At 66.5% G+C, this 22884-nt stretch carries 14 protein-coding genes; 5 read left to right on the forward strand and 9 right to left on the reverse strand.

The window, feature by feature from the left end:
- Nucleotides 1–186 precede the first annotated feature (186 nt).
- Nucleotides 187–1119 carry a prolyl aminopeptidase gene (pip, locus tag BLA15945_RS06980; protein ID WP_059237063.1) on the forward strand — a complete coding sequence of 311 codons (933 nt, stop codon included), beginning with the start codon at nt 187–189 and terminating at the stop codon, nt 1117–1119.
- Between the two features lie 72 nt (nt 1120–1191).
- On the opposite strand, the gene BLA15945_RS06985 is transcribed toward pip, so the two are convergent.
- From BLA15945_RS06985 to BLA15945_RS07025, 9 genes are all read right to left on the reverse strand, one after another.
- Nucleotides 1192–1464: a hypothetical protein gene (locus BLA15945_RS06985; protein WP_048251347.1), complete on the reverse strand. Its 273-nt coding sequence runs from the start codon at nt 1462–1464 to the stop codon at nt 1192–1194.
- Nucleotides 1465–1692: 228 nt separating this feature from the next.
- Nucleotides 1693–3174: a virulence factor gene (locus BLA15945_RS06990; RefSeq protein WP_233464139.1), complete on the reverse strand. Its 1482-nt coding sequence runs from the start codon at nt 3172–3174 to the stop codon at nt 1693–1695.
- Complete coding sequence (locus BLA15945_RS06995) at nt 3171–5369, reverse strand: T6SS effector phospholipase Tle3 domain-containing protein (RefSeq protein ID WP_233464145.1); 2199 nt, start codon at nt 5367–5369, stop codon at nt 3171–3173. The genes BLA15945_RS06990 and BLA15945_RS06995 overlap by 4 nt, the downstream gene beginning before the upstream one ends.
- A gap of 443 nt (nt 5370–5812) precedes the next feature.
- The gene (locus BLA15945_RS07000; protein ID WP_059237065.1) at nt 5813–6841 is read right to left on the reverse strand and encodes a transglutaminase family protein; all 1029 of its coding nucleotides are present in this window, start codon (nt 6839–6841) and stop codon (nt 5813–5815) included.
- Nucleotides 6835–9441 carry a circularly permuted type 2 ATP-grasp protein gene (locus BLA15945_RS07005; protein ID WP_174991947.1) on the reverse strand — a complete coding sequence of 869 codons (2607 nt, stop codon included), beginning with the start codon at nt 9439–9441 and terminating at the stop codon, nt 6835–6837. The genes BLA15945_RS07000 and BLA15945_RS07005 overlap by 7 nt, the downstream gene beginning before the upstream one ends.
- Before the next feature lie 202 nt (nt 9442–9643).
- Nucleotides 9644–13057, reverse strand: coding sequence for a transglutaminase family protein (locus tag BLA15945_RS07010; protein ID WP_174991881.1), 3414 nt, complete (start codon nt 13055–13057; stop codon nt 9644–9646).
- A 93-nt stretch (nt 13058–13150) separates the two neighbouring features.
- Nucleotides 13151–14128, reverse strand: coding sequence for a transglutaminase family protein (locus BLA15945_RS07015; RefSeq protein ID WP_174991882.1), 978 nt, complete (start codon nt 14126–14128; stop codon nt 13151–13153).
- 9 nt (nt 14129–14137) lie between these two features.
- Nucleotides 14138–15079 (reverse strand): alpha-E domain-containing protein, encoded by a 942-nt coding sequence (locus BLA15945_RS07020; RefSeq protein WP_059237069.1) that lies wholly within the window; start codon nt 15077–15079, stop codon nt 14138–14140.
- Between the two features lie 64 nt (nt 15080–15143).
- Nucleotides 15144–16559: a circularly permuted type 2 ATP-grasp protein gene (locus tag BLA15945_RS07025; RefSeq protein WP_059237070.1), complete on the reverse strand. Its 1416-nt coding sequence runs from the start codon at nt 16557–16559 to the stop codon at nt 15144–15146.
- Between the two features lie 588 nt (nt 16560–17147).
- Between BLA15945_RS07025 and BLA15945_RS07030 the strand changes: the two genes are divergently transcribed.
- From BLA15945_RS07030 to pgaA, 4 genes are all read left to right on the forward strand, one after another.
- The gene (locus BLA15945_RS07030; protein WP_059237071.1) at nt 17148–18143 is read left to right on the forward strand and encodes a LysR substrate-binding domain-containing protein; all 996 of its coding nucleotides are present in this window, start codon (nt 17148–17150) and stop codon (nt 18141–18143) included.
- A 642-nt stretch (nt 18144–18785) separates the two neighbouring features.
- On the forward strand, nt 18786–19196 hold the full coding sequence (locus BLA15945_RS07035) for a hypothetical protein (RefSeq protein ID WP_059237072.1): 411 nt from the start codon (nt 18786–18788) through the stop codon (nt 19194–19196).
- Between the two features lie 63 nt (nt 19197–19259).
- Nucleotides 19260–20066, forward strand: a complete 807-nt coding sequence (locus tag BLA15945_RS07040) for a hypothetical protein (RefSeq protein ID WP_174991883.1) — start codon at nt 19260–19262, stop codon at nt 20064–20066.
- A 104-nt stretch (nt 20067–20170) separates the two neighbouring features.
- Complete coding sequence (pgaA, locus tag BLA15945_RS07045) at nt 20171–22873, forward strand: poly-beta-1,6 N-acetyl-D-glucosamine export porin PgaA (RefSeq protein ID WP_174991884.1); 2703 nt, start codon at nt 20171–20173, stop codon at nt 22871–22873.
- Nucleotides 22874–22884 lie beyond the last annotated feature (11 nt).

Below are 22884 nucleotides of genomic sequence, written 5' to 3' on the forward strand. Positions count from 1 at the left end.
GCTGCGCCGCAACGCCCCGACGTCCGGCGCGGCGAATGGGCATAATGACTAGCCTTGCCCGGCGGCGGCCGGACCGATGCCCACGCAACGATTTTTGCGGCGCAGCAACACCCGACGTACCGTACCCGCCCGCGCACCGGCCCGCGCCTCGCCCGCCCCCTGTCGACCCTCACCCGGAGCCTGCCTGTGTACCCACCGATCGAACCTTACGCCCACGGCCACCTCGATACCGGCGACGGCCATCGCATCTACTGGGAGCGCTGCGGCAACCCGGCCGGCAAACCCGCCGTGTTCCTGCACGGCGGCCCCGGCGCCGGCTGCAGCCCCGACCATCGCCGCCTGTTCGATCCCGAGCGCTACGACATCCTGCTGTTCGATCAGCGCGGCTGCGGGCGCTCGACGCCGCATGCGAGCCTCGAGAACAACACGACGTGGCATCTGGTCGCCGATATCGAACGCCTGCGCGAGATGGTCGGCGCCGAGCAATGGCTCGTGTTCGGCGGATCGTGGGGCAGCGCACTGTCGATCGCGTACGCGGAAACGCACCCCGAACGCGTGAGCGCATTGATCGTGCGCGGCATCTTCACGATGCGCCGCGCAGAACTGCTGTGGTACTACCAGGAAGGCGCATCGTGGCTGTTCCCCGATCTGTGGGAAGACTTCCTTGCGCCGATTCCGGAAGCCGAGCGCAGCGACCTGATGGCCGCCTATCATCGCCGCCTGACCGGCGACGACGAAGTCGCCAAGCTCGAAGCCGCGCGCGCATGGAGCATCTGGGAAGGCCGCACGATCACGCTGCTGCCCGATCCCAGGCTCGCCGCGCATTTCGCGGACGGCCACTACGCGCTCGCGTTCGCGCGGATCGAAAACCACTACTTCGTGAACAAGGGCTTCGTCGAGGAAGGTCAGTTGCTGCGCGACGCCCATCGCCTCGCCGGCATTCCGGGCGTGATCGTGCAAGGCCGCTATGACGTCGCGACGCCCGCACGCACCGCGTGGGAACTGTCGAAGGCGTGGCCGGAGGCGACGTTCGAGATCGTGCCCGGCGCCGGGCACGCATACAACGAACCGGGGATCCTGGAAGCGTTGATCGCGGCGACGGACAGGTTCGCCGCGTAGTCCGCACAAGCGCAACACAACGCGGCGCGGCGCGTGCTGCCGTGCCTGCCGGCACGCCCACGCGCCGCCCGGTCAGAGCGCGGTTTCGACGATCGTCCTGCCGCTGATTGCCCGCTCGACGAGTTGTTCGTCTCCGACCTTGCGGATCGCGTCGTCGAGCAGCCCCTCCGGTTCTTCGGTCGCCACCTTCAGCAAGCCCGACAGGCCGCGCGCGTCGAGCACGACCAGCGTTTCCATCGAATCCGCGCGGCTCACGAGCACGCGGCGCAGCGCCGGCCCCGCGCCGAAACTCGCGCAGAGTGCAATCGTCTCGCTGCCGAGCGTGTAGTCGAAGTGCTTGATCATGGTCTGCCGCCGTTGCAAGGACAGGGTGACGCGCGACGGCGCGGCGCCGTGACGTCGACGCACCCGCGCGTGCCGCCGGCGCGCCGGACCAGGGTCCGGACCGTTCACCGGCATCACCATGCTAGGCGTGCAGTATTAACGAAGACTTAAAGCACCGGCCCGGTATCCGGCGCCGCTCGGACGAGCATGGTGGAGAGCCAAACCAGCCGGCCGTTGCACTGCCAACACTCACCACGAATAGCCCTGCATGCCGTAGTCGGTGTCGTGCCGGCGTCCCCACCACGGCAGGTAGGCGTTGTTTCCGCCGCGTGCGCGGAACCAGTCCTTGTCCGGATCGATCGTCGTAAGCGTCGACGGTGGCAAAACGACGACCGCGACCGGATGGTCTGGATCGGTCGTACCGGCGACCAGCGCATTTCCGCCATAGTGGTTGATCCGCCCGATCGCGAGCGCAACATCGGTCAATGCGCTCCCTGTACCCATGTCACCGAGGAGTGCGGCCGTGTTGAACGACTGCTTCGAGTGGTCGTATTCGGGAATCGTTTCCGTCAAGGTCTGGGCGAGCGCGGCAAGACGTGCCGACGATGCATTGCTGCCTGTACCTGCGTCGTGAACGATGAAATGGAGGTCCGGTACCGCGACACCGGCATTGCGTGCGGCTCGATCGATGGTCGCCTTCCACGCCTGCACGATGCGCGTCGTGCCAACCTTCGGCGGAAAGTCACGCGAGTTGCCGGTTGCGGCCCGGCCGATCCAGGCGAGCGGTTCGCGCTCGGTGTTGAAGGTTGGGCCCGTGAGAAACAGCACGACAAGGTTTTCGTTGATCTGCGCATCCGTGGGCGGGAAGCTCGGTGCATCCCAGTTCATTACCCAGACGCTCTTGTCGGGGTTCGCCTGCAAGTAGTCCAACGCCTTGTTCAGCGATGTGAAGCCGGCGTTCGCACCGCCTTGCGTGATTTGTACATCGGGGAGCGTGCCGCTGCTCCACATCGTCGGGAAATTTGGATTACCGATCGAGAAGGTCTTTCGAATTGAGTCCCGCAAGTAGCTTTGCGACTCGGTTGCGTCAAGTCGCTCCGGAATGGCAAGTTCGACACGGATGCCAGCCAATTCGCGCCAGTCGTGTTTATTGTCAGGTTTTACCGTGTAGAAATATTTCGCGTTGCTCGCATAGCGTGAGCGAAGCAGCAGCGGAAACTTGTACATGTACTTGTGATAGAAACCCTTGAACGTCTCCGTTCCACGATTACCGTATACCAGCGCGCCAATTGATTGAAGCTTCGCAAATGACTTCGGATCGGTGCGAACCATGTCATCGTTCGTATTCGGCGTGGCAAGCCCCTGTGTCCACAACAATTGCCATTCGGTTGGGTAGTCCATGCGTTGCAACGGATTCAACCAGATCAGGCCGACAACCTGTGCAACAAATGGCTTCGCTGGCGCTTCTGCAGTCGGGGTTGCATTTGACGCTGGCTCCGGGACAGGTGCGGAATGTGCCGAACGCACTATGGCCGTCGTGAACAGAAATGCCATGAGCGCCACCAGGCTGGGCACAACGACAAATCGCTTCATCCAATCTCCTACTTCCAATTGTGTTGGATCTGGTTGTTCTACGTGCGCCATCAGCGAGGCCATGACCAGGGCCGCGATCGTCCATGCTGCGACCGCAACAGCGACACGTCGCGGCCATGTAGCGATCAGCGCCTTCATACCGCCCTACCGACCTTCAGATAAAACTGCCCTTCGCGTTCATCCACGATTGCGGTTGGCATCCTGCCTTCGCTGTTCTCCTCATGTATCCAATCCTGTATCGATAGATCGTCAAGTTCACCACGTGCAAAATAGTCGTAGTACTTCTTGTTCGGATTGTCATCGGGGACGCCGTCCCCCATCCTCCAATCTGCCTCAATCCGCAAGTCGTAGAGCTGATCCGGCGTCAGATAGCAAAGCCCGACCGCGACGTCGTTCGCAAGCGCCTTTTCAGCATGCTCCGGATTGGTCATCGTCGTGGAGTGGTTCGTCGGGCTGTTCGTCGAGCCACGATCGAGCCAATCGACAATTTGCTTGTCGCGCCATTCCTTGTAGCCATCGGGCATTGCGCTCTTGCCGTCCTCGCCGATCACGCGGCCTTCGCCATCGAGCCAATCCGTGTTCAGTGTCCGCCGCGCCCCCATCCGCATCAGCGCGCGGTCCTCATAGCGCTGTCCGGCTTCACTCTCCGCCGTCCCTTGCGCGACGCTGTCCTGATTCCTTGCCTTGTACTGATCGTACGGATCGTCGGCCCGCTTGTCGGTATCGGTCTTGCTCGCGTCGCGCCATGCAGCGGGCGGATCATTGCCTTCGTTGAAATCGCTTGTCGCGTCGCCGTCCTTCGTTTCGACCCGCTGGCCGAACCGCAACGCCTTCGGCTGGAACGGCTCGTCAAGTGCCGGGGCGTCCGCCACCACGGTCCAGCCCTTCGGCGGATCGGCATTCACGCGGAGCATATTCAACGCCGAACTGATCCCGGTCACGACGAACATGAGCGGCGCAGTTGCTAGCGTCGCCGCCACGCCCCAGACAGTCTCGTTCCCTTTGAGCGCACCGACGAGATTGAATTTGGCGGGTGGCGAAGGCGGATACCAGAATCCCGACGTCTTTCCCTTCTGCACGCGCCGCCAGTCATCTTCCCAATACCGGTAGGGCTTCTGCACGCCAACCGGGAAACCAGACGCAAAGACGCGCTGCGTCAGAACGCCAGCCGCACCGATATCGTCGAGTTCGTGCTTGCCGATGCCGCGCCAGCCGATGCCTTGCACCGTCACCGCCGAAATCACCTGATCGTGCGGGCAGCAATAGGCCGTGACGCGCCCATACGTCGATTCATTCAGGCCGTACCGCACACGATCCTCTTGTGTCGCGTAAGACCTGTTGCTTGTCGGTGATACCCGCTCGTTGGCCATCTCTTCATCGATCCTGCTGGCGGGTAGCCCGTGGGCTTTGCGCGTGCCGACGATCGACAGAAACGTGCCGAACGTTATCGCGCGCGCGGCGTAGGTCTGCCGCCCGCGACGGCCGCTGCCGTCCTTCGTCGCGCGTTGCGACCATGTATCCATGAACGTATCGGATGGGTTGGGACCGTCTGCGCGCGCCAGACTATACGGCGCATTCGCCAGCACGTAGGCGTCCGCCACGCAATGCCCGCCGCGTCCCCAGGGATCTTCGGCATCCGGCAGCGCATCGCCGAAGAACGCGGCCGTCAGGCCCACGATATTGCCCTGGCTATGGCATACGACGGTAATCGGGACGTCGGCCTGCATTCGACGAATCGACTCGATCAGCCGGGCCAGGCGCAACGCGGCGAGCACGCCATACGCGCGGGGCGGCGCGCGATACAGGGGCCGGTTGGTCGGATTGATACCCTGCACGGTCATCCATCCGGCCGTGCGATCGTCGAGGCCCCCGTGCCAAAGATCGGGCAGGCTCGCACAGCCATTCGTGAACGGACCGCCGCCCCAATAGTCCTTCTCGTTCAGGAAAATCTTGTCGCCGTACTCTTTCAGCTCTTCGGCTGTCGCCCGGTAGCCCCATCGGAAATGGATGACGGGCGAAAACGACGGATCCGGCTTGACGTAGTTGTCCGCAAGCAGCTTCGGATTCAGGAATCCGTCCGGCGTCACGCTTTTCGTGTACTTCGCAGGCTTCAACTGCCCGGCATCGATGCCGCGATACTTCAGTTGATCGTCCAGGCGCCCGAGCCGCCGATTCAGGCCGTCGCACAGTCCCTGCTCGGATGCCGCGAACCATTCGCCTTCGGAATTCACACCGTGTACGAAGATGACGATACCGGGCAACGGCAATTGCTTGATGCAAATCAGCCGGGTGTCCTTTGTCAACATCGCCACCCCTTCGCCCCGGCCGACCATGATCGGTGGAGGCTTGCGTGACGTCGCGGTGCGGCCTGATTCGGTTGCATCGACCGATCGTGCGACGGGTTCTGCCGTCGTCGATTGAAGATCGGGATAAAGCTGGGTCACCCTGGCTCCTGCGCGCGGTTCGGTGTTGTTCTGCCGTTCTGCCGCCAGTCATTCAAGCTGACCGTACATGAACGTAGACCCGGATCATCGGAAATCCGCGCACCAGCGCACAAGTGCAGTTTTCTCTTTTCCTAAGAAATTGAACCCGTCTGATTAAATTGCCGCGAATGTCATCCGACATTCCGGTCATGTCTCACGGTCGAGTACTAAGCCTCTACCGAGCCACGAGGTTGCGACTGTCAAATTCGTGTCGCCGTCATCGGCATATGCACCCACCGGCCGCAGTCAACCAACGACCGGTCCGATCAGCGAGCCCGCGCTGCGGACCCGCGTCAATCGACGTCGAGCGGTTCGACCGTCACCCCGACCTTCAGCTCCTGATCCGCGCCACCGCCGCGAATCACGCCGCGCAACGGCGTCACGTCGGCATAGTCGCGGCCGATCGACAGCATCACGTAATCGTCGCCCGGCGCACGATCGTTGGTCGGATCGAGCTGCAGCCAGCCGTTGTCTTCGGGCCACGCCGGGTCGTACACCTCGACCCACGCATGCGACGCATCGGCGCCGATCAGCCGAGGCTGACCGGGCGGCGGCTGCGTGAGCAGGTAGCCGCTCACGTAACGCGCGGCCAGCCCGAGCGAGCGCAATGCGCCGATCATCACGTGCGCGAAATCCTGGCAGACGCCCTTGCGCAACCTCAGCGCGTCGAGCGCCGACGTCGTGATGTCGGTGCTGTTCGGCGTGTACGCGAAATCGGCGTGCACGCGCCGCATCAGGTCCCAGGCGGCCTGCACGAGCGGCCGCTGCGGCGTGAAGCTCGCGGCCGCATACGCGGCGAGCTCGGGATCGCACGCGACGTGCGGCGACGCGAACACGAATTCACTCGCCGCGTCGTACGGCTGCCCCGCGCGGAACCGCAAGCGGTCGCGCACGGCCTCCCACGTGGTCGCACGTCTTGCGTCGGGATTCGCGATCGCGGGCGGCGGCTCGCCGCGCGCGCCGAGCGACCACACGGGCGGCGTCACGCGCACCGTGCTGCGGCTGCGCACGAGCAGCGCGTCGTGCGGCTGGTTCAGCGCGAACGACGCACGCGCATTGCCGAATGCGTCGATCTCCGTGCCGACCGATTCCGGTGCGGGCTCGATGTCGAGCGAGAACGACAGCACCTGCTGGCGCGGCGTCACGAGCGGTTGCAGGCGCGCCTGGTGCTGCGCGGATTCGACACGCGCAGCGTAACGGTATTCGGTGTCGTGCGTGACGCGCAGCAACCGGCCGGGTGCAACGGCGGCGGGTGCAGCCGCTGCTTGTCGTGCATTGCCGGCGCCAGGCGGCGCCTTTCCCGCGCCTTTCGTTGTCACCATAGCGTCCTGCCCGCCTCGCGCACGTGGCTGAAGTAGCGCTCGCCGATCCGGTTCGACAGTTCCCAGACCGCTTTCACGGTCGTGTCGAGCGCGGCGAGCAGCTTGTCGTGCCGGCCGCCTTCCGCGGTTTCGCACAGCTCGTGCAGCGACCACGCGGGCACGTCCGGAATCGTCTCGGCCAGCTCGGACAGCGCATAGCCTTCGCTGCGCTCGACCTTCGTCAACCGGCCGCGCAGCGCCTGCACGACCCAGCCGAGCGAGCGCGGGTTGTCGGTATCGAGCACGACGAGCGACAGCAGCGGCGCGACGTCAAAGCCACGCTGGAACCGCGAACGGAACGTGATCGTGCTGTCGAACAGCTCCAGTACGAGTTCGAAACCATCCTGCCGATGCACCGCCCCTTCGTCGAATGCGAACTTCAGCACGCTGCACAGGAAGTCCAGCCGGTCGATCTGCCGGCCGATCGACAGCAAGCGCCAGCCGTCGTCGCGCGTCATGTTGTCGGTCTGCGCGCCGGTGATCGCGCCGAGCAGCAGGCCGAGGCGCTCCAGCAACTGCAGCGCCTCGTTGCCGATCTGCTCTTCGGCCTCGGGCAAACCGGCACTGTCCGCGAACAGTTGTGTCGCGTCGTCGATCAGCCGCCATTGATCGCTCGACAGCCGTTCGCGGATCGCGGCAGCCGCACCGCGCATCCCGAACAGGCACGACGCGATGCCCGACGTGCGATCCGCGCCGCGCGTCAGCGACGTCGCGAGCGCGTGCTGGAACGCGCGCGGCGCATCGACGGCATTCGGCGCGTCGGCCGCGATCAGGCCCGTGTCGCGGCACAGCGTGTCGATCAGCTCCAGATGCGCGGGACTGTCGACGTCGTCTTCGCCGCGCAGCCGTTCGAGCGCGGCGCGCGCCAGCCGCATCAGGTTGGTTGCGCGCTCGGTGTAACGGCCGAGCCAGAACAGGTTCTCGGCCGCACGGCTCGCGATCGCGCGCGGCCGCTCGACGAGGTCGTCGGGGCCGAGGTGCGTCTGCAGCAGCGTCGTCGAATCGACGATGCCCTCGGTCATCACCCACGTATCGACGGTGCTGCCGCCGCGCGGCATCGGCGCGTTGAACAGCGTGTCGCGCGTGCCGACCCGCGACAACCCTCCCGGCAGGAGCCGCCAGCGCTGCGCGCCGTCGGCGAGCGCGAAGACGCGCATCAGCACCGGCTTCGGCACGATGCGGGCACTGCCGTTGCCGTCGGGTGCGTCTTGCCGCGGCCAGGTCGGCGCCTGCGACAGCGGCAGGTCGGCCTGCACCGTGTAGTGTTCGGGCCGCGCGAGGATACGTGCGCGCCATTCGGCCAGCTGTGCCTGCGTGAGCCGCGCGCCGATCACCGGCTCGAACGCGCCGCCGGCCTGCACGTCGGGTGGATAGGATGCCTTGACGATACTGCGCGCGAGCTGCGGCAACGCATCGTCGCAGGCAGCCGCCTCACCGCACCACCACGAATGCACGGCCGGCAGCGTCAGCGTTTCGCCGAGCAGCCCTTCCGCGAGGCGCGGCATGAAGCCGAGCATCGCCGGCGATTCGAGGAAGCCCGAGCCGGGCGCGTTCGCGAGCAGCACGTTGCCCGCGCGCACGGCCTGCAGCAGCCCCGGCACGCCGAGCATCGAATCGGGCCGCAGTTCGAGCGGATCGAGCCACGCGTCGTCGACGCGGCGCAGGATGCCGTGCACCGGTTCGAGCCCGCGCAGGGTCTTCAGGAAGACGCGGTTGTCGCGCGCGGTCAGGTCGCCGCCTTCGACGAGCGTGAGGCCGAGGTAGCGCGCGAGATACGCGTGCTCGAAATAGGTCGCGCTGTGCGGCCCCGGTGTCAGCAACACGATCCGCGAATTCTTGCGGGCCGGGCTGAGCGACTGCATGCTCTGCAGCAGCGCGCGATACGCGGACGCGAGCCGCTGCACGCGCAGCCCGCGAAACCCGCGCGGAAAGAGCCGCGACACGATCAACCGGTTTTCGAGCAGGTAGCCGAGCCCGGCCGCGCCCTGCGTGTGCTGCGCGACGATCCGCCACTGCGCGTCCGGGCCGCGCGCGAGATCGAACGCGACGACGTGCAGCCACGTGTCGCCCGGCACGCGCGCGCCGCGCATCGCGCGCAGGTAGCCGGGATGCCCGGAGACGAGCGCCGGCGGCAGCAGCCCGCGCTGCAGGATCGTCTGCGGCCCGTACAGGTCGGCCAGCGTCGCGTTGAGCAGCCGCACGCGCTGCAGCACGCCGCGCTCGATCGCGACCCAGTCCTCGGGCGTGACGATCAGCGGCAGCAGGTCGAGCGACCACGGGCCGGCCGCGCCGTCGCCCGCGCGCTGCTCGTGCAGCTGGTAGAACAGTCCGTTCTCGCGCATGCGCCGGTGCAGCGCGTCGGCGCGGCGATCGAGGTCGGCCACGCCGTCGCTGCCGATCGATGTGAAGAAACTGCGCCATGCGGGCGCGAGCGCAGGCGCGTTCAGGCCGGCGGCGCTGCCGCGCAGTTCGTCGTAACGGCCGGCCGCCGCCGGCGCCGCAAGCGCGGCGGCCAGTTCGGCGGCGTCCGGCTGCGCGCCGGAATCGAAAAGCGTGGGCATCGCGTCGGGGGCGGCGAGATGATCGGTGTCAATGGGCGGCACGATGTCGTTCCGTCGTCAGGGTGCAACCGCGCACGCGCGCCGCCGCACCGGCGGCAAGCTGCTGCGGTGCGCGGCCGCAATCTGCCCGCATCCTAGCATTCCGGCGAGGCCGCCGGGAGGTCGCGAGCCGCGCATCGTCGTCCGCCCCGTCATCGATGGATCAAGGCCGCCGCAAGTCGAGCGTGAACGGGAATTCGCGGCTCGGCGCAGCCGCCGCGACATCCATCCGCCCCGGCGTATGCCCCATCTCGACGAAGCGTGCGAGCCGGCGGCTCTCGGCTTCGTATGCATTGACCGGGAACGTCGCGTAGTTGCGCCCGCCCGGATGCGCGACGTGATAGCGGCAGCCGCCGAGCGAGCGCTGCAGCCACGTATCGACGATGTCGAACGTGAGCGGCGCGTGCACGCCGATGGTCGGATGCAGCGCGGACGGCGGCGACCACGCCTTGTAGCGCACCCCCGCGACGTACTCGCCGACGGTGCCGGTCGGCTGCAGCGGCAGCGCGCGGCCGTTGACGGTCACGACGTGCCGGTTGTCGTTCAGCCCCGTCACGCGCACTTCGAGCCGCTCGACCGACGAATCGACGTAGCGCACCGTGCCGCCGGGCGCGCCCTCCTCGCCCATCACGTGCCACGGTTCCAGCGCACCGCGCAGCGACAGCTGCATGCCGTTCACCGCGATCTGGCCGAACAGCGGGAAGCGGAACTCGAAGTGCGGCGCGAACCACGCCGGATCGAACCCGAACCCGGCATCGCGCAGTTCGGCCAGCACGTCGTCGAAATCCATCTGAAGAAACTCGGGCAGCATGAAGCGGTCGTGCAGCGCGGTACCCCAGCGCGTGAGCGGCGTCGTGTACGGCACGGCCCAGAAACGCGCGACCAGTGCGCGCAGCAGCAGTTGCTGCACGATGCTCATCCGCGCATGCGGCGGCATTTCGAACGCACGCAGTTCGAGCAGGCCGAGCCGGCCCGTCGACGAATCCGGCGAATACAGCTTGTCGATGCAGAACTCGCTGCGGTGCGTGTTGCCCGTCACGTCGATCAGCAGGTTGCGCAGCACGCGGTCGACGAGCCACGGCGGCATGTCCTGCCCGAACAGCAGCTTGTTGCGCTGGATCTCGGCGAATGCAATGTCGAGTTCGTAGAGCTGGTCGTTGCGCGCCTCGTCGACCCGCGGCGCCTGGCTCGTCGGTCCGATGAACAGCCCCGAGAACAGGTAGGACAGCGACGGATGGTTGTGCCAGTACGCGATCAGGCTCGCGAGCAGGTCCGGGCGGCGCAGGAACGGGCTGTCGGCCGGCGTCGCGCCGCCGAGCACGAAGTGGTTGCCGCCGCCGGTGCCGACGTGGCGGCCATCGACCATGAACTTCTCGCTGCACAGCCGCGACTGCCACGCGGCGTCGTACAGGAATTCGGTGTGGTCGACGAGTTCGTCGAAGCTCGCGGCCGGATGGATGTTCACCTCGATCACGCCGGGGTCGGGCGTCACCTGCAGCAGCTTCAGCCGTGCATCGCGCGGCGGCGGATAGCCTTCGAGCACGAGCTTCACGCCGAGCGCGTGCGCGGTCAGCTCGATCGCGCCGAGCAGGTCGAGATAATCCTCGAGCGCGGCGAGCGGCGGCATGAACAGGTACAGGATGCCGTTGCGCACTTCGACGCACAGCGCGGTGCGCGTGATCCACGCGGCCGATTCGAAGCGCTCGGGCCGGCGCTGCGGATCGTGCGCGGCGGCTCGACCGCCCGCGGCCGTGCCGTCGCTGCGCCGCTGCATGACCGTCTGCGCGGACGCTTCGCGATGCACGCCGGACAGGTAGCGCGGCGCGTCGGCCGGGCCCGCGTAGTGCGCACGGATCGCGGCGGCGTCCGGCAACGCGGTGCGCGGCGCGAACGGATCGCGTTCGACCAGAAACGGATAGTCGGCACTCGCGACCCACGGCAGCGAATCGAGCGGCAGCCGATAGCCCATCGGCGAATCGCCCGGCACGAGGTACATCCGCTCGTCGCGGAAGAACCACGGGCCCGTCTGCCAGCGCGGCCCGTCGAGGCCGGGTGCATCGTCCACGCGCTTCATCGGCAGCACGTAGCCGACGACGCTGTCGAGCTGCTGATCGAACACCTTGCGCAACCGCGCGCGCTCGAGCTCGTCGTCGAGTCGCGAGTCGAACGGATCGACGTTGACGGGCAGCCGGCGCTCGCGCCACAGGTAGTACCAGACATCCTCGTAGCCGGGCCGGATGAATTCGCCGGTCAGGTTCAGCCGCGCGGCAAGCGCATCGATGAAGCGCTTCGCGTCGCCGGTCGTATACGCGGACGGCTCGCGCTCGTCGGCGAACAGCGACGGATCGTGCCACACGGGCTGGCCGTCCGCGCGCCAGAAAATCGACAGCGCCCAGCGTGGCAGTTGCTCGCCCGGGTACCACTTGCCCTGCCCGAAGTGCAGGAAACCGCCGTCGCCGTACTCGGCGCGCAGCCGCTGCACGAGTTCGGTCGCGTAGCCTCGTTTGGTCGGGCCGAGCGCATCGGTGTTCCACTCGGCGCCGTCGCGATCGTCGATCGACACGAAGGTCGGCTCGCCGCCCTGCGTGAGCCGCACGTCGCCGGCCGCCAGCGCGCCGTCGACCTGCGCGCCGAGCGCCAGCACGGCGTCCCATTGCGACTCCGTATACGGCTTCGTCACGCGCGGCGATTCGTACACGCGCGTCACGCCCATCTCGTGCTCGAACGACACCTCGCATTCGTCGATCAGCCCTTCGACCGGCGCGGCGCTCGTCGGCTGCGGCGTGCACGCGAGCGGGATATGCCCTTCGCCGGCAAGCAGGCCCGACGTCGGGTCGAAACCGATCCAGCCGGCGCCGGGCAGGTAGACCTCGCACCATGCGTGCAGGTCGGTGAAATCGACCGACGTGCCGCTCGGGCCGTCGAGCGATTTCACGTCGGGCGTGAGCTGGATCAGGTAGCCCGACACGAAACGCGCGGCGATGCCGAGATGACGGCACAGCTGCACGAGCAGCCACGCGCTGTCGCGGCACGAGCCGGACGCGAGCTCGAGCGTCTGCTCGGGCGTCTGCACGCCGGGCTCCATCCGCACGAGATAGCCGATGTCGCGCTGCAGCTGCTGGTTCAACGCGACGAGGAAGTTCACGGTGCCGGCCGGCGTGAGGTCGACACCGTCCAGATACGTGCGGAACAGCGTCGACGCGCTCGTCTGCGGATCGCACGCGAGATACGGCGCGAGCTCGGTCTTCAGCGCGTCGTCATAGCTGAACGGGTATTGCTCGGCGCTCGCTTCGAGGAAGAAGTCGAACGGGTTGTACACCGACATCTCGGCGACGAGATCGATCGTGATTTCGAAATGCTCGGTGCGCTCCGGAAACACGAGCCGCGCGAGATAGTTCGAGAACGGATCCTGCTGCCAGTTGATGAAGTGCTGCGCGGGCTCGACCGTCATCGAATACGCGAGGATCGGCGTCCGGCAATGCGGCGCGGGCCGCAACCGCACGACCTGCGGGCCGAGATTGACGAGCCGGTCGTAGCGATAGCGGGTGGTGTGATGCAGCGCGACGTGGATGGACATGGGAGCTCGGTTCGGGTTGGGCCGGCCGCGCACGCCGCGTCGCACTCGACGCGGCGGCCCGGCATGGCGGATTCGGCGAAAGCGTGCGCCGGGTCAGACGAGCTCGGGCGTCTGCACGACGCTGATCTCGACGCCGACGGCCGTCGCGCCGAGCCCCGTCACCGGCTGCGCGTCGCGAGAATCGAGGCCGGCCGCGATGCGCACGTAGCGCTCGTCCGGGCAGCGGTTCATGAACGGATCGAACCCGACCCAGCCGAGCCCTTCCACATACGCCTCGGCCCATGCATGGCCAGCCGGCTGCTGCATCAGCGCGGCGGCCTGCGGCTGCGCGCCGAGCGCCGGTTGCGGCATCCCTTGCGATTGCGCGGCGTGCGACGCGCCGAGCGCCTGCTGCATGCCCTCGCCGCTCTGCAGCGCGAGCGCTTCCTCCTCCTCGACGTCGCCCGTGTTCTGCTTCGCATCGGCGATGCGCTGCATCGCGCTGTCGGCGAGCACGTAGCCCGAGATGTAACGCGCGGGAATCTTCAGCACACGCGCGGCGGCAATGAACGCATGCGCATGGTCGCGGCTCGTGCCCTCGCCGCTTTGCAGCGCGGTTTCCGCGTCGACCGGCGCGTCGGCGGCCAGGTTCGGCGCATACGCGATGCGGCCGTGCACTTCCGTCATCAGCCAGTGCAATGCGTCGAGGCCGAGCGGCTCGATCGGCAGCGCTTCCGTGAGCGCGCGTACCGTATCGCCCGCCTTCGTGAGCGCGGTCTCGCGCTCGAAGATCCACGGCGGCGCATAGCCTTCAGGATTCCCGATGATGCCCGCGCGGTCCTGCGTCTCGACGACACCGGCCGCGATGACGACGATCTCGGCCTTCGCACCGCGGTCGTGACGCACGAGATCGATCCGGTTGCCGAGCCCGTCGGCGTACGACAGCGACGGCTCGACGCCGTCGATCGTGACCTGCCACGCGCGCACCGTCTGCCCGGGGCCCGACTGCGGGCGCAGCCGCAGCCGTTGCAGCGCATGGGTGGCTTGATCGTCGAACTGATAACGCGAGATGTGTCGGATGGCGAGTCGCATGGCAAGTTCTCAGTCGAAGTTGTAAGCCTGGGCGATTTCGAGCCCGAGACTGTTGTTGCGGCCGATGAAGTCGGTCAGGAATTCGTGCAGGCCGCTCTTGAAGATCCGCTCGACCGAGGTATCGGACAGCATCTGCAGGATCTTCGTGGCCGTGTCGTGACACGGGTGTGTCACGCCGTAATCCTTCGCGAGCAGGTTCAGGCTCGACACGACGCGCCCGTAGCAATAGCGCAGCGAACGCGGCATGCGGCCGTTCAGGATCAGGTAGTCGGCGATGTTCATCGGCTTGTACTGCACGTCGTACACCCAGCGGTACGACCGGTGCGCGGCGACGCAGCGCAGGATCGTCTCCCACTGGTAGTTGTCGAGGATCGTCCCGACGTGCGACACCGACGGCAGCAGCAGGTGGTATTTCACGTCGATGATCCGCGCGGTGTTGTCCGCGCGTTCGATGAATGCGCCGATCTGCGCGAAATCGAAGATCTCGTTGCGCAGCATCGTGCTGTAGAAGCTGCCGAGGATCAGCGCGGTTTCGCGCTTCACCTGGTCGAGCACGGCCGGCAGCTCGCTCTCCGGCACCGGCTGTGCAAGCGCGCGGCGCAGCGAGAGCCACGCGCCGTTTACGCTCTCCCACGCCTCGCGTGTCAGCGCCGTGCGCACCATCCGCGCGTTCGAGCGCGCGGCCTCGATGCACGCCAGCACGCTCGACGGGTTGTCGCGGTCGCGCAGCAGGTAGTCGGTCACGGTATCGGCCGCATACGCATCGTATTTCTGCCGGTAGCCGTCGTCGGTGCCCGAGCTGACGAGCACCGACGACCATTCGGCCGGCGCGTCGGACGTGCGCGTGAGCGCCATCCGCAGCCCGGCATCGACGATGCGCGCGATGTTCTCCGCGCGCTCGATATAGCGGTACATCCAGTAGAGACCGCTTGCAGTACGTCCCAGAAGCATCTCGTGTCCACTCCGTCTTCGTTCGGTTGGCGCGCCGGCTCCGGCGCGCGCGGTCGCGTCCGGCTCAGTCGGCCAGCACCCAGGTGTCCTTGGTGCCGCCGCCCTGGCTCGAGTTGACGACGAGCGATCCCTCTTTCAGCGCGACGCGCGTGAGCCCGCCCGGCGTGATGCGGATCCGGTCCGACACCAGCACGAACGGCCGCAGGTCGACGTGGCGCGGCGCCAGGCCGGCGTCGGTCAGGATCGGTGTCGTGGACAGCGCGAGCGTCGGTTGCGCGATGTAGTTCGCGGGGCGCGCGCGCAGCTTCGCGGAAAACGCCTCGAGCTCGGCCTTCGACGCGCAGGGCCCGACCAGCATCCCGTAGCCGCCCGAGCCGTGCACTTCCTTCACGACCAGTTCGTCGAGATGCTCGAGCACGTACTTCAGGCTGTCGGCCTCGCCGCAACGCCAGGTCGGCACGTTCTCCAGCAGCGCCTTGCGGCCCGTGTAGAACTCGACGATCTCCGGCATGTACGAGTAGATCGCCTTGTCGTCGGCGATGCCCGTGCCCGGCGCATTCGCGATCGTGATGTTGCCCGCGCGGTACACGTCCATGATCCCCGCGACGCCGAGCACCGAATCGGGGCGGAACGTGAGCGGATCGAGGAACGCGTCGTCGACGCGGCGGTACAGCACGTCGATCGGGCGGAACCCTTCGGTCGTGCGCATCGCGACGCGGCCGTCGATCACCTGCAGGTCGCTGCCCTCGACGAGGTGCACGCCCATCTGGTCGGCGAGGAACGAATGTTCGTAGTACGCGGAATTGTGGATGCCGGGCGTGAGCACGGCGATGGTCGGGTTGTCGGCGTTGCCGCCCGGCGGGCACACGGCCGCGAGCGACTGGCGCAGCATCTGCGGATAGGTTTCGACCGGGCGCACCTTCACCTGCTGGAACAGCTCCGGGAAGAGCTGCATCATCGTCTCGCGGTTTTCCAGCATGTACGACACGCCGGACGGCGTACGCGCGTTGTCCTCCAGCACGTAGAACTCGTTCTCGCCGGTGCGCACGATGTCGACGCCGATGATGTGCGTGTAAACGTTTCCGGGCGGCCGGAAGTCGATCATTTCCGGGATGAATGCTTCGTTGTGCGCGATCAGGTGCTTCGGCACGATGCCCGCGCGCACGATTTCCTGCCGGTGGTAGATGTCGTCGAGGAAGGCGTTCAGCGCCATCACGCGCTGCTCGATGCCGAGCGACAGCCGGCTCCATTCCGCGCCCGAGATGATCCGCGGGACGATGTCGAACGGAATCAGCCGCTCGGCGGCCTCCGCGTCGCCGTAGACGGCGAACGTGATGCCAGTCTTGCGGAACACGCCCTCCGCGTCGTGGGCCTTCTGGGCGAGGCTCGCGGGATTCTGCGTGTCGAGCCATTGCTTCAGGCGCGCGTAAGGCGCCCTTACCATGTCGCCGGATTGCAGCATTTCATCGAATGGCTTCATCGATCTTTTCTCCATCGATCGTTTTCCCCGGCATTGCGCATGCCGGACCGGCGTAATCAATGCGTCGCAAGGAACGTGCCTTGCGCAATCTCCTCGATATCCCCCCGTTTTTGCGCCGCGCCAGGCACGCCCGCGCGGCATTGCGCACCACAACGGTGCAGCGCCCGACGCGACGTGCGCCCGCATGCGCCGCGAGCGCGCACGGCCGATGCTGCGCCGCGTCTTTCAAACATAGTTCCCCCGCGTGTCACGACTGTGCAATCTGCACTGCACAAAAAAACGGCGCGACCGGGCACCGGACCGCCGCGATGGAGGCGGGCCGGCACGCATCCAGCGCAGCCGGCCCTGGGGGAAGTACCGTCTGCGGCGCGCCGGCAGTTCGACGCTGTGAACTGTCCGGTTAGCCGGGTCCGGCACCTCAACGCTATGCAGCCGTAATCCCGCCGACAACGCTCATGCATATTTCGACTGACACCCATCGAAAAAAAACATCGCGCCGACCCACGCGAGGCGCGGTACGCTAGAAAATTGGTGCAGCACACGGTGCCGCCGCCCTCAGGCGCCCGACTATAAAAAGCGACGATCGAAATGGAAGCAAAGTGGCTGGAAGATTTCCTGAGCCTTGCGGATACCAAGAGCTTTTCCCGGGCCGCACGTCACCGGCACCTCACGCAGTCGGCATTCAGCAGACGAATCGCCGCACTCGAAACGTGGATGGACGCGAAGCTGGTCGACCGGAGCATCAATCCGGTCGCGCTGACGCCGGCCGGCCAGATGTTCCGCGGGCTCGCCGCGGACATCCTGCGCAGCATGTATGCGGCGCGCAATCTCGTGAACGGCTATGACCAGTTCGCGGCCAGCGACCAGGTCGTGCGTTTCGCCGTCGCGCATACGCTCGTGTTCACGCTGTTTCCCGAGTGGCTCAAGCAGCTCAACGGCGAGGTCGGCCACGTCACGGCACGCGTGAACGCAGTGAACGTGCCGGAAGGCGTGCAGCAGCTCGTCGAAGGCGAATGCGACCTGCTGCTCGGCTATCACCATCCGCAACTGCCGATCGTGCTCGACCCGAACCACTTCCCGTTCGTCAGCCTCGGCGTCGAGCGGATCCTGCCCGTATCGACACCCGATGCACGCGGCAAGCCCGTGTTCCAGCTGCCCGGCACACCCGATGCCCCGCTGCCGTTGCTCGCGTATTCGTCGGGCGCGTTTCTCGGCAACATCGTCGAGATGCTGCTGTTGAATGCGACCGAGCCTTACGTGTTGCACCGCTGCTTCGAGACACACATGTCCGAGGCGCTGAAAGGGATGGTCGTGGCCGGGCACGGGATCGGCTGGCTGCCGGAGAGCTGCGTCGCGAAGGAGCTCGCGGACGGCACGCTCGTGTGCGCGGGCGCCGGGGACTGGATCACCGAACTCGAAATCCGCCTGTATCGATCGGCACGCCAGCGCGGGCTCGCGGCCGAGCAGCTGTGGACCTACATCATGAACCGGCCACGCGCGGCGGTCGAAGGTGCGGTCGCCGCCGAGCAAGCCGCCGCGCCGGCGATGCGCACCGCGCGGCGAATCGCCGGCGGCAGCCGCTGACTTATGCATGCGCGCGGTGCGGATTCGCCGCGCGAGTGCCCTTTCGACAGCAATCGGCACTCCCGCCGCAGTCCGTAATATCCCTGTGCCCGACCCGTAATCGATATCAGACGAAATGCAAACGTTTGCGTTTCAATATCGCATTTTTTACTGTCACGTCATTACATCCGAATATTCAGCCTGATTTTTCGGACAGAAATACCCTGTTACAGAACAAATCAAAAGTTTCCATTTACCTGCGGCAGTCAAAAATTACAAAGACGTCGCACCCTCTTTTCACAATGCGCGGCCTGTATCCGGACCTTCATTGATTCGCCGCGAACACAGCCGCAAAAATTCCTTTTATCAGTCGTTATTATTCGGCACGAACGTCGATACCTCCGACGTGATTCAATGCGTGCTCGATCATCACTGCCGACGAGCAATAATCATATTCGGCAATATCGACTTTCTTCAGCGTTAAACGAGTCATACGAATCCGTCGTTATCCTATTTAAATAAGATTATTCACCCTCGTCCCATTCGTGCCACACGCGGTTGTTGGTTCAAAAGTCATCGTGTATCAATAGCGTGTCGCAAAAAAACGCTGGCAAATCTGACTCGGAATAAATGCATGTCATTGACTCCAGACGGGAGGTTGCAATGTCTTCCTCGTTTCGACAGCATGCTCGCCCTTTCCTGAGCGTCTTCATCTCCGCGCTCTGCATCAATGCAATGGCTCAGGCCCCCGCGTCCGGTCCGGGCGCGGGCCGCTACGTGATCTCGTATATCTGCGGCGACGCACGAATCGACGGAACGGCACCGCTTCCCCCCGACGGCCGGCCCTACAACCTGGGCGTGTCGTTTGCTTCCGCCCGTACCGGGCAACCGCTGGCCGACGTGCAGGTACGCCTGCGGCGACATGGCCGCGTACTCGTCGAATTCAACGCATCGGGGTCGCGCTGCCTGTTCAGCGTACCGGATGCGAGCTATCGGGTCGAAGGGACCTATCAAGGCGCCACCCAGTTCGCGATCGTCGAGACGGGCGCGCTCACCACGCAGTTGCGATGGTGAACGTCGCCTGAATCCACGCCGATCGCGTCATTCACCGCAGCGTATCGAATCGAGGAGCATTGAATGACTCGTGCAGAACGACCGGACGACTCACCCGCCCGCCAGCCGAAGCCCTCGTGGGGGCCCGGAAAGAACGCGGCACTCAGCATCGTCGCGTTCGCCGCGATCTTCGGCCTCTTCGCGTATGCCGAGCGGGACTCGGTGGTCGGCCACGCGAGCATCGCGCACGACATCTCCCGCGTGATCGCCACCGCCGTCGGGAAATACCGCAACGCGATCGTGGCGGCGACGTCCCGCGCAACCGGTGCATCCGGCGCGACGGTCGCCACCGCACCCGCATCGACGATTGCACAACCGGTCATGCCGCCCGCGCCGCCGGTGCCGATTCCGGGACCCTCCGCGTCGACGGCACGCGCGGTGTCGACCGTGCGGGCCGCCCCGATCGTGGTCGAGCCGGAAGCCGCGCCGCGAACCACGCCATACATCGTTGCAAAACACCGGCAACCGTCCCATGCGACGCCCATGACATTCGCCGCCAATACGGGTGCCGCGCCGGCCTCCGGTCGTGCCATCGCACGGCACGGCGCGGCGCATCACGCGCAGCGAACCGAAACGCTGGCGGGCACGAGAAAGCGCCTGGACGACACGGCGAAGCCGCGCTCGTATGGCACCGACACGGCGCGCATGCAGACGGCAAGCGTCACACCTGCGGAACTGGAAGGTGCGCGTGCGCTGGCAAAGGCGCGCTCGTGCGCGCAGATCGACGAATGGAACTGTGTGGAGCAGAACGCGAGCCGTGCGCTCGCGATCGACCCGAAGAACAGCGAATCGCGCGCGTTGCTTGGACAAGCGATCCGCAATCGCCTGTGAACCGGTCGGATGCCGCCGGGCCTCGCCGCCCGGCGGTGCGACGGCCGGCGACGCGCGTCGTCGGGCGTGCAACCGACGTGATCGTTTCAGAGTGAGGACACACCGTGGACAGCAATCGGAAACAACAATGCCCCACCGTCGCTCCGCCGAACCGGCGGATCCTCCTGCATGCGCCATTGCTGCTCCTGCTCGTCGCGTCCGGCCCCTGCTTTGCCGCCGAAGGCGACGCGGAACCGGGCGGCGCGAGAGAAATCGCCGGGGCGGCCCCCGACGCGCTTGCGCCCGACATGCAAGCAGCCGGGACGCCGATGAAGATCGCCCTGGGTTCGGGCACGCTGCCCCCTCATGCGCCGACACCGATCGCACAGGCGTCGGATGCGTCGATGCAGATCGCACCGGCACCGAACCCGGCGATGCCGACCACGGTCGTGGTGGACCCGGACGCGCCGCAGCCGGGTGATCCGGGCCCGGGCGCGACATCGCCGAATACGCCGGCCCCGGTCGCGCAGGCGTCGAACCCGACGATGCGGCTTGCGCAGGCCTTCGACACCGCGCCTCCGAATACGTCCGCATCGCACGCACAGACGTCGAATGCCCCGATGCAGCTTGCCCAGGCATCCGGCACCGCGCAGCCGGAGACGCCGGCGCCGGTCGAGCACACGTCGGGCGCCCCGCCGCAGTTCGCCCAGACCGCGACCGCCACGCAGCCAACCACGCCGACGCCGACCGCGCAGGCCACCGGCACCCCGATGCCGAACTCGCCTGCGCCCGTCACACCGCCCCCCGGCTCGCAACCGCCGTCGTCCCAGGCACCGAATTCAGCGACACCCGGCGCGCAGCTACCCGGCGAAACGATCCAGCGATCGCAAGGACCCGACGTCGAAACGCCGAATGCGCAGGCGCCGAATCTTCATACCGCCGATGTCGCGACGGTGCGCAACGACGTGTTCGGCCTCGCGGCGAGCGGCGGCGCGGTCAAGGCGCTCGATGAAGCGAAGGCCCGGCCCGACGCCTTCTCCGCAGTCGACATCGCGCAACTGGAAGAACTGTCGATTCGCCAGCAAGTACGCGGCGGACGCGACAAGTCGCGTTCGATGACGAGTTCGGACCGCTTCGACGGGCTCGACAACGCGCTGCGCGCGGCCGACGACCTCGACAGGCGAATGCCGGCCACGCCGGAATACACGCCGGTCCGGACGGCGCTCGCGGGCGACCGCACGGTCGCCTATGCGGCACGCGGCGACATGAAGACGGCCGTCGCGACGTTCGAGACGATTCCCTCCAACGCGGAAATCTCGATCGACGCGCTGGCCGCCGTCGGCGATGCGTACCTGTACCTGAGCGAACCGGTCAAGGCCAACGCCGTGTACCGGCGCGCGCTGCAGCAGGCCACCGCGTCGCCGACCGACCGCGCGACCCGCGGCTTCCAGTACGGCGCCCGCACGCGTCCGATCGAACTGCGCGAAGGGCTGTTCTGGTCGTACGTCGACCAGGGACGTGCGCCGGAAGCAAAGCAGGCGCTCGACGAGATGGGCAAGTCGCTGCCGCCCGCCAAACAGGTGACCAGCGTCGGCCCGGAAGAAGGCGACTACCTGCGCTACTACCGGCTGCGCGCGCAATACCTGATCTTCACGGGTCATGTCGACGAAGGGATCGCCGCGCTCGAACAGCTCGAGAAACAGGTGCCGTTCAACGCGGAGATCCGCGCCGCGCACGCGGACGCGGTCTCGGGCCAGTCGCATCCGCGTCAGGCGATCTCGATGTATCGCGCATCGCTGACCGATCATCCGGACAGCGTCGAGATGCTCGCGGGCCTCGGTCGCGCGTCGCTCACGGCAGACGACTACACGGCCGCGAAGACCGTCGACCAGACCCTCGGCAACACGTTCCCGGACAGCGGCGCCGTGCGCAGCTTCAAGCGCGACTACAACGCGTACCGCAGCCCCGTGTTCACGACCGACCTGAGCTACGAGCACGGCAACAGCGCGCTGGCGGACAACAGCTTCTCGTCCGACAGCTATGTGTATTCGCAACCGTTCGGTGACAACTGGCGGGTCTTCTCGCATACGTTCTTCGGCTATGCGCAAACCGACAGCGGCAACATCAGCCGCACGCGGACGGGCATCGGCGGCGACTACCGGCACGGCCCGCTCACCGTGCAGGGCGAAGTCACGCGCTCGCTCGGCACGGACGGCCGAACCGGCGGCCGCGGGACGGTCGCGTATGCGCTGAACGACTACTGGACGGTCAGCGCCGGGCTCGACACCAACGACAATTCGCTGCCGTGGAAGGCCTATGCCGCTCACATCTGGGGACGCTCCGCGAACGTCGAGGTCGTGTATCGCCAGAACGACCGCCGCCAGGTCAAGCTAAGCTACGGCGTGAGCCGCTACAGCGATTCGAACCTGCACCAGGAGATCGCGGCGAACGTCACGCAGCGCGTGTACACGTCCGCGAACCAGCTCGTCAACGTATCGCTGGATCTCGGTACCGACAGCAACACGCGCCAGGACGCACCCTACTTCAACCCGGGTCGCGACTATGCGGCCGCGGCAACCGCCATGCACCAGCTGACGCTGTGGAAGAAAGGCGACATGTCGCTGCAGCAGCGCGTGTCGGTGTCCGGCGGCGTGTACAACGAGCGCGGCTTCGGCACCAGTCCACTGTGGAGCGCGCGCCTCGAGCACGCGTGGACGTTCAAGCACGACATCACGCTGACCTACGGCGTCGAAGTCAGCAGCCACGCGTACGACGGCCAGCGCGAACGCTCCGAAACCGGCTTCCTGTCGGTCAACCTGCCGTTCTAGCAAGGAGATCG

Source organism: Burkholderia arboris (genome assembly GCF_902499125.1).
GTDB lineage: Bacteria > Pseudomonadota > Gammaproteobacteria > Burkholderiales > Burkholderiaceae > Burkholderia > Burkholderia arboris.

Excerpts from the sequence above, each read along its gene's own strand:
- BLA15945_RS06985 (WP_048251347.1), bottom strand. The coding sequence starts at position 1,464 with ATGATCAAGCACTTCGACTACACGCTCGGCAGCGAGACGATTGCACTC.
- BLA15945_RS06990 (WP_233464139.1), bottom strand. The coding sequence starts at position 3,174 with ATGAAGGCGCTGATCGCTACATGGCCGCGACGTGTCGCTGTTGCGGTC.
- BLA15945_RS06995 (WP_233464145.1), bottom strand. The coding sequence starts at position 5,369 with ATGGTCGGCCGGGGCGAAGGGGTGGCGATGTTGACAAAGGACACCCGG.
- BLA15945_RS07000 (WP_059237065.1), bottom strand. The coding sequence starts at position 6,841 with ATGGTGACAACGAAAGGCGCGGGAAAGGCGCCGCCTGGCGCCGGCAAT.
- BLA15945_RS07005 (WP_174991947.1), bottom strand. The coding sequence starts at position 9,441 with ATGCCCACGCTTTTCGATTCCGGCGCGCAGCCGGACGCCGCCGAACTG.
- BLA15945_RS07010 (WP_174991881.1), bottom strand. The coding sequence starts at position 13,057 with ATGTCCATCCACGTCGCGCTGCATCACACCACCCGCTATCGCTACGAC.
- BLA15945_RS07015 (WP_174991882.1), bottom strand. The coding sequence starts at position 14,128 with ATGCGACTCGCCATCCGACACATCTCGCGTTATCAGTTCGACGATCAA.
- BLA15945_RS07020 (WP_059237069.1), bottom strand. The coding sequence starts at position 15,079 with ATGCTTCTGGGACGTACTGCAAGCGGTCTCTACTGGATGTACCGCTAT.
- BLA15945_RS07025 (WP_059237070.1), bottom strand. The coding sequence starts at position 16,559 with ATGAAGCCATTCGATGAAATGCTGCAATCCGGCGACATGGTAAGGGCG.
- BLA15945_RS07030 (WP_059237071.1), top strand. The coding sequence starts at position 17,148 with ATGGAAGCAAAGTGGCTGGAAGATTTCCTGAGCCTTGCGGATACCAAG.
- BLA15945_RS07035 (WP_059237072.1), top strand. The coding sequence starts at position 18,786 with ATGTCTTCCTCGTTTCGACAGCATGCTCGCCCTTTCCTGAGCGTCTTC.
- BLA15945_RS07040 (WP_174991883.1), top strand. The coding sequence starts at position 19,260 with ATGACTCGTGCAGAACGACCGGACGACTCACCCGCCCGCCAGCCGAAG.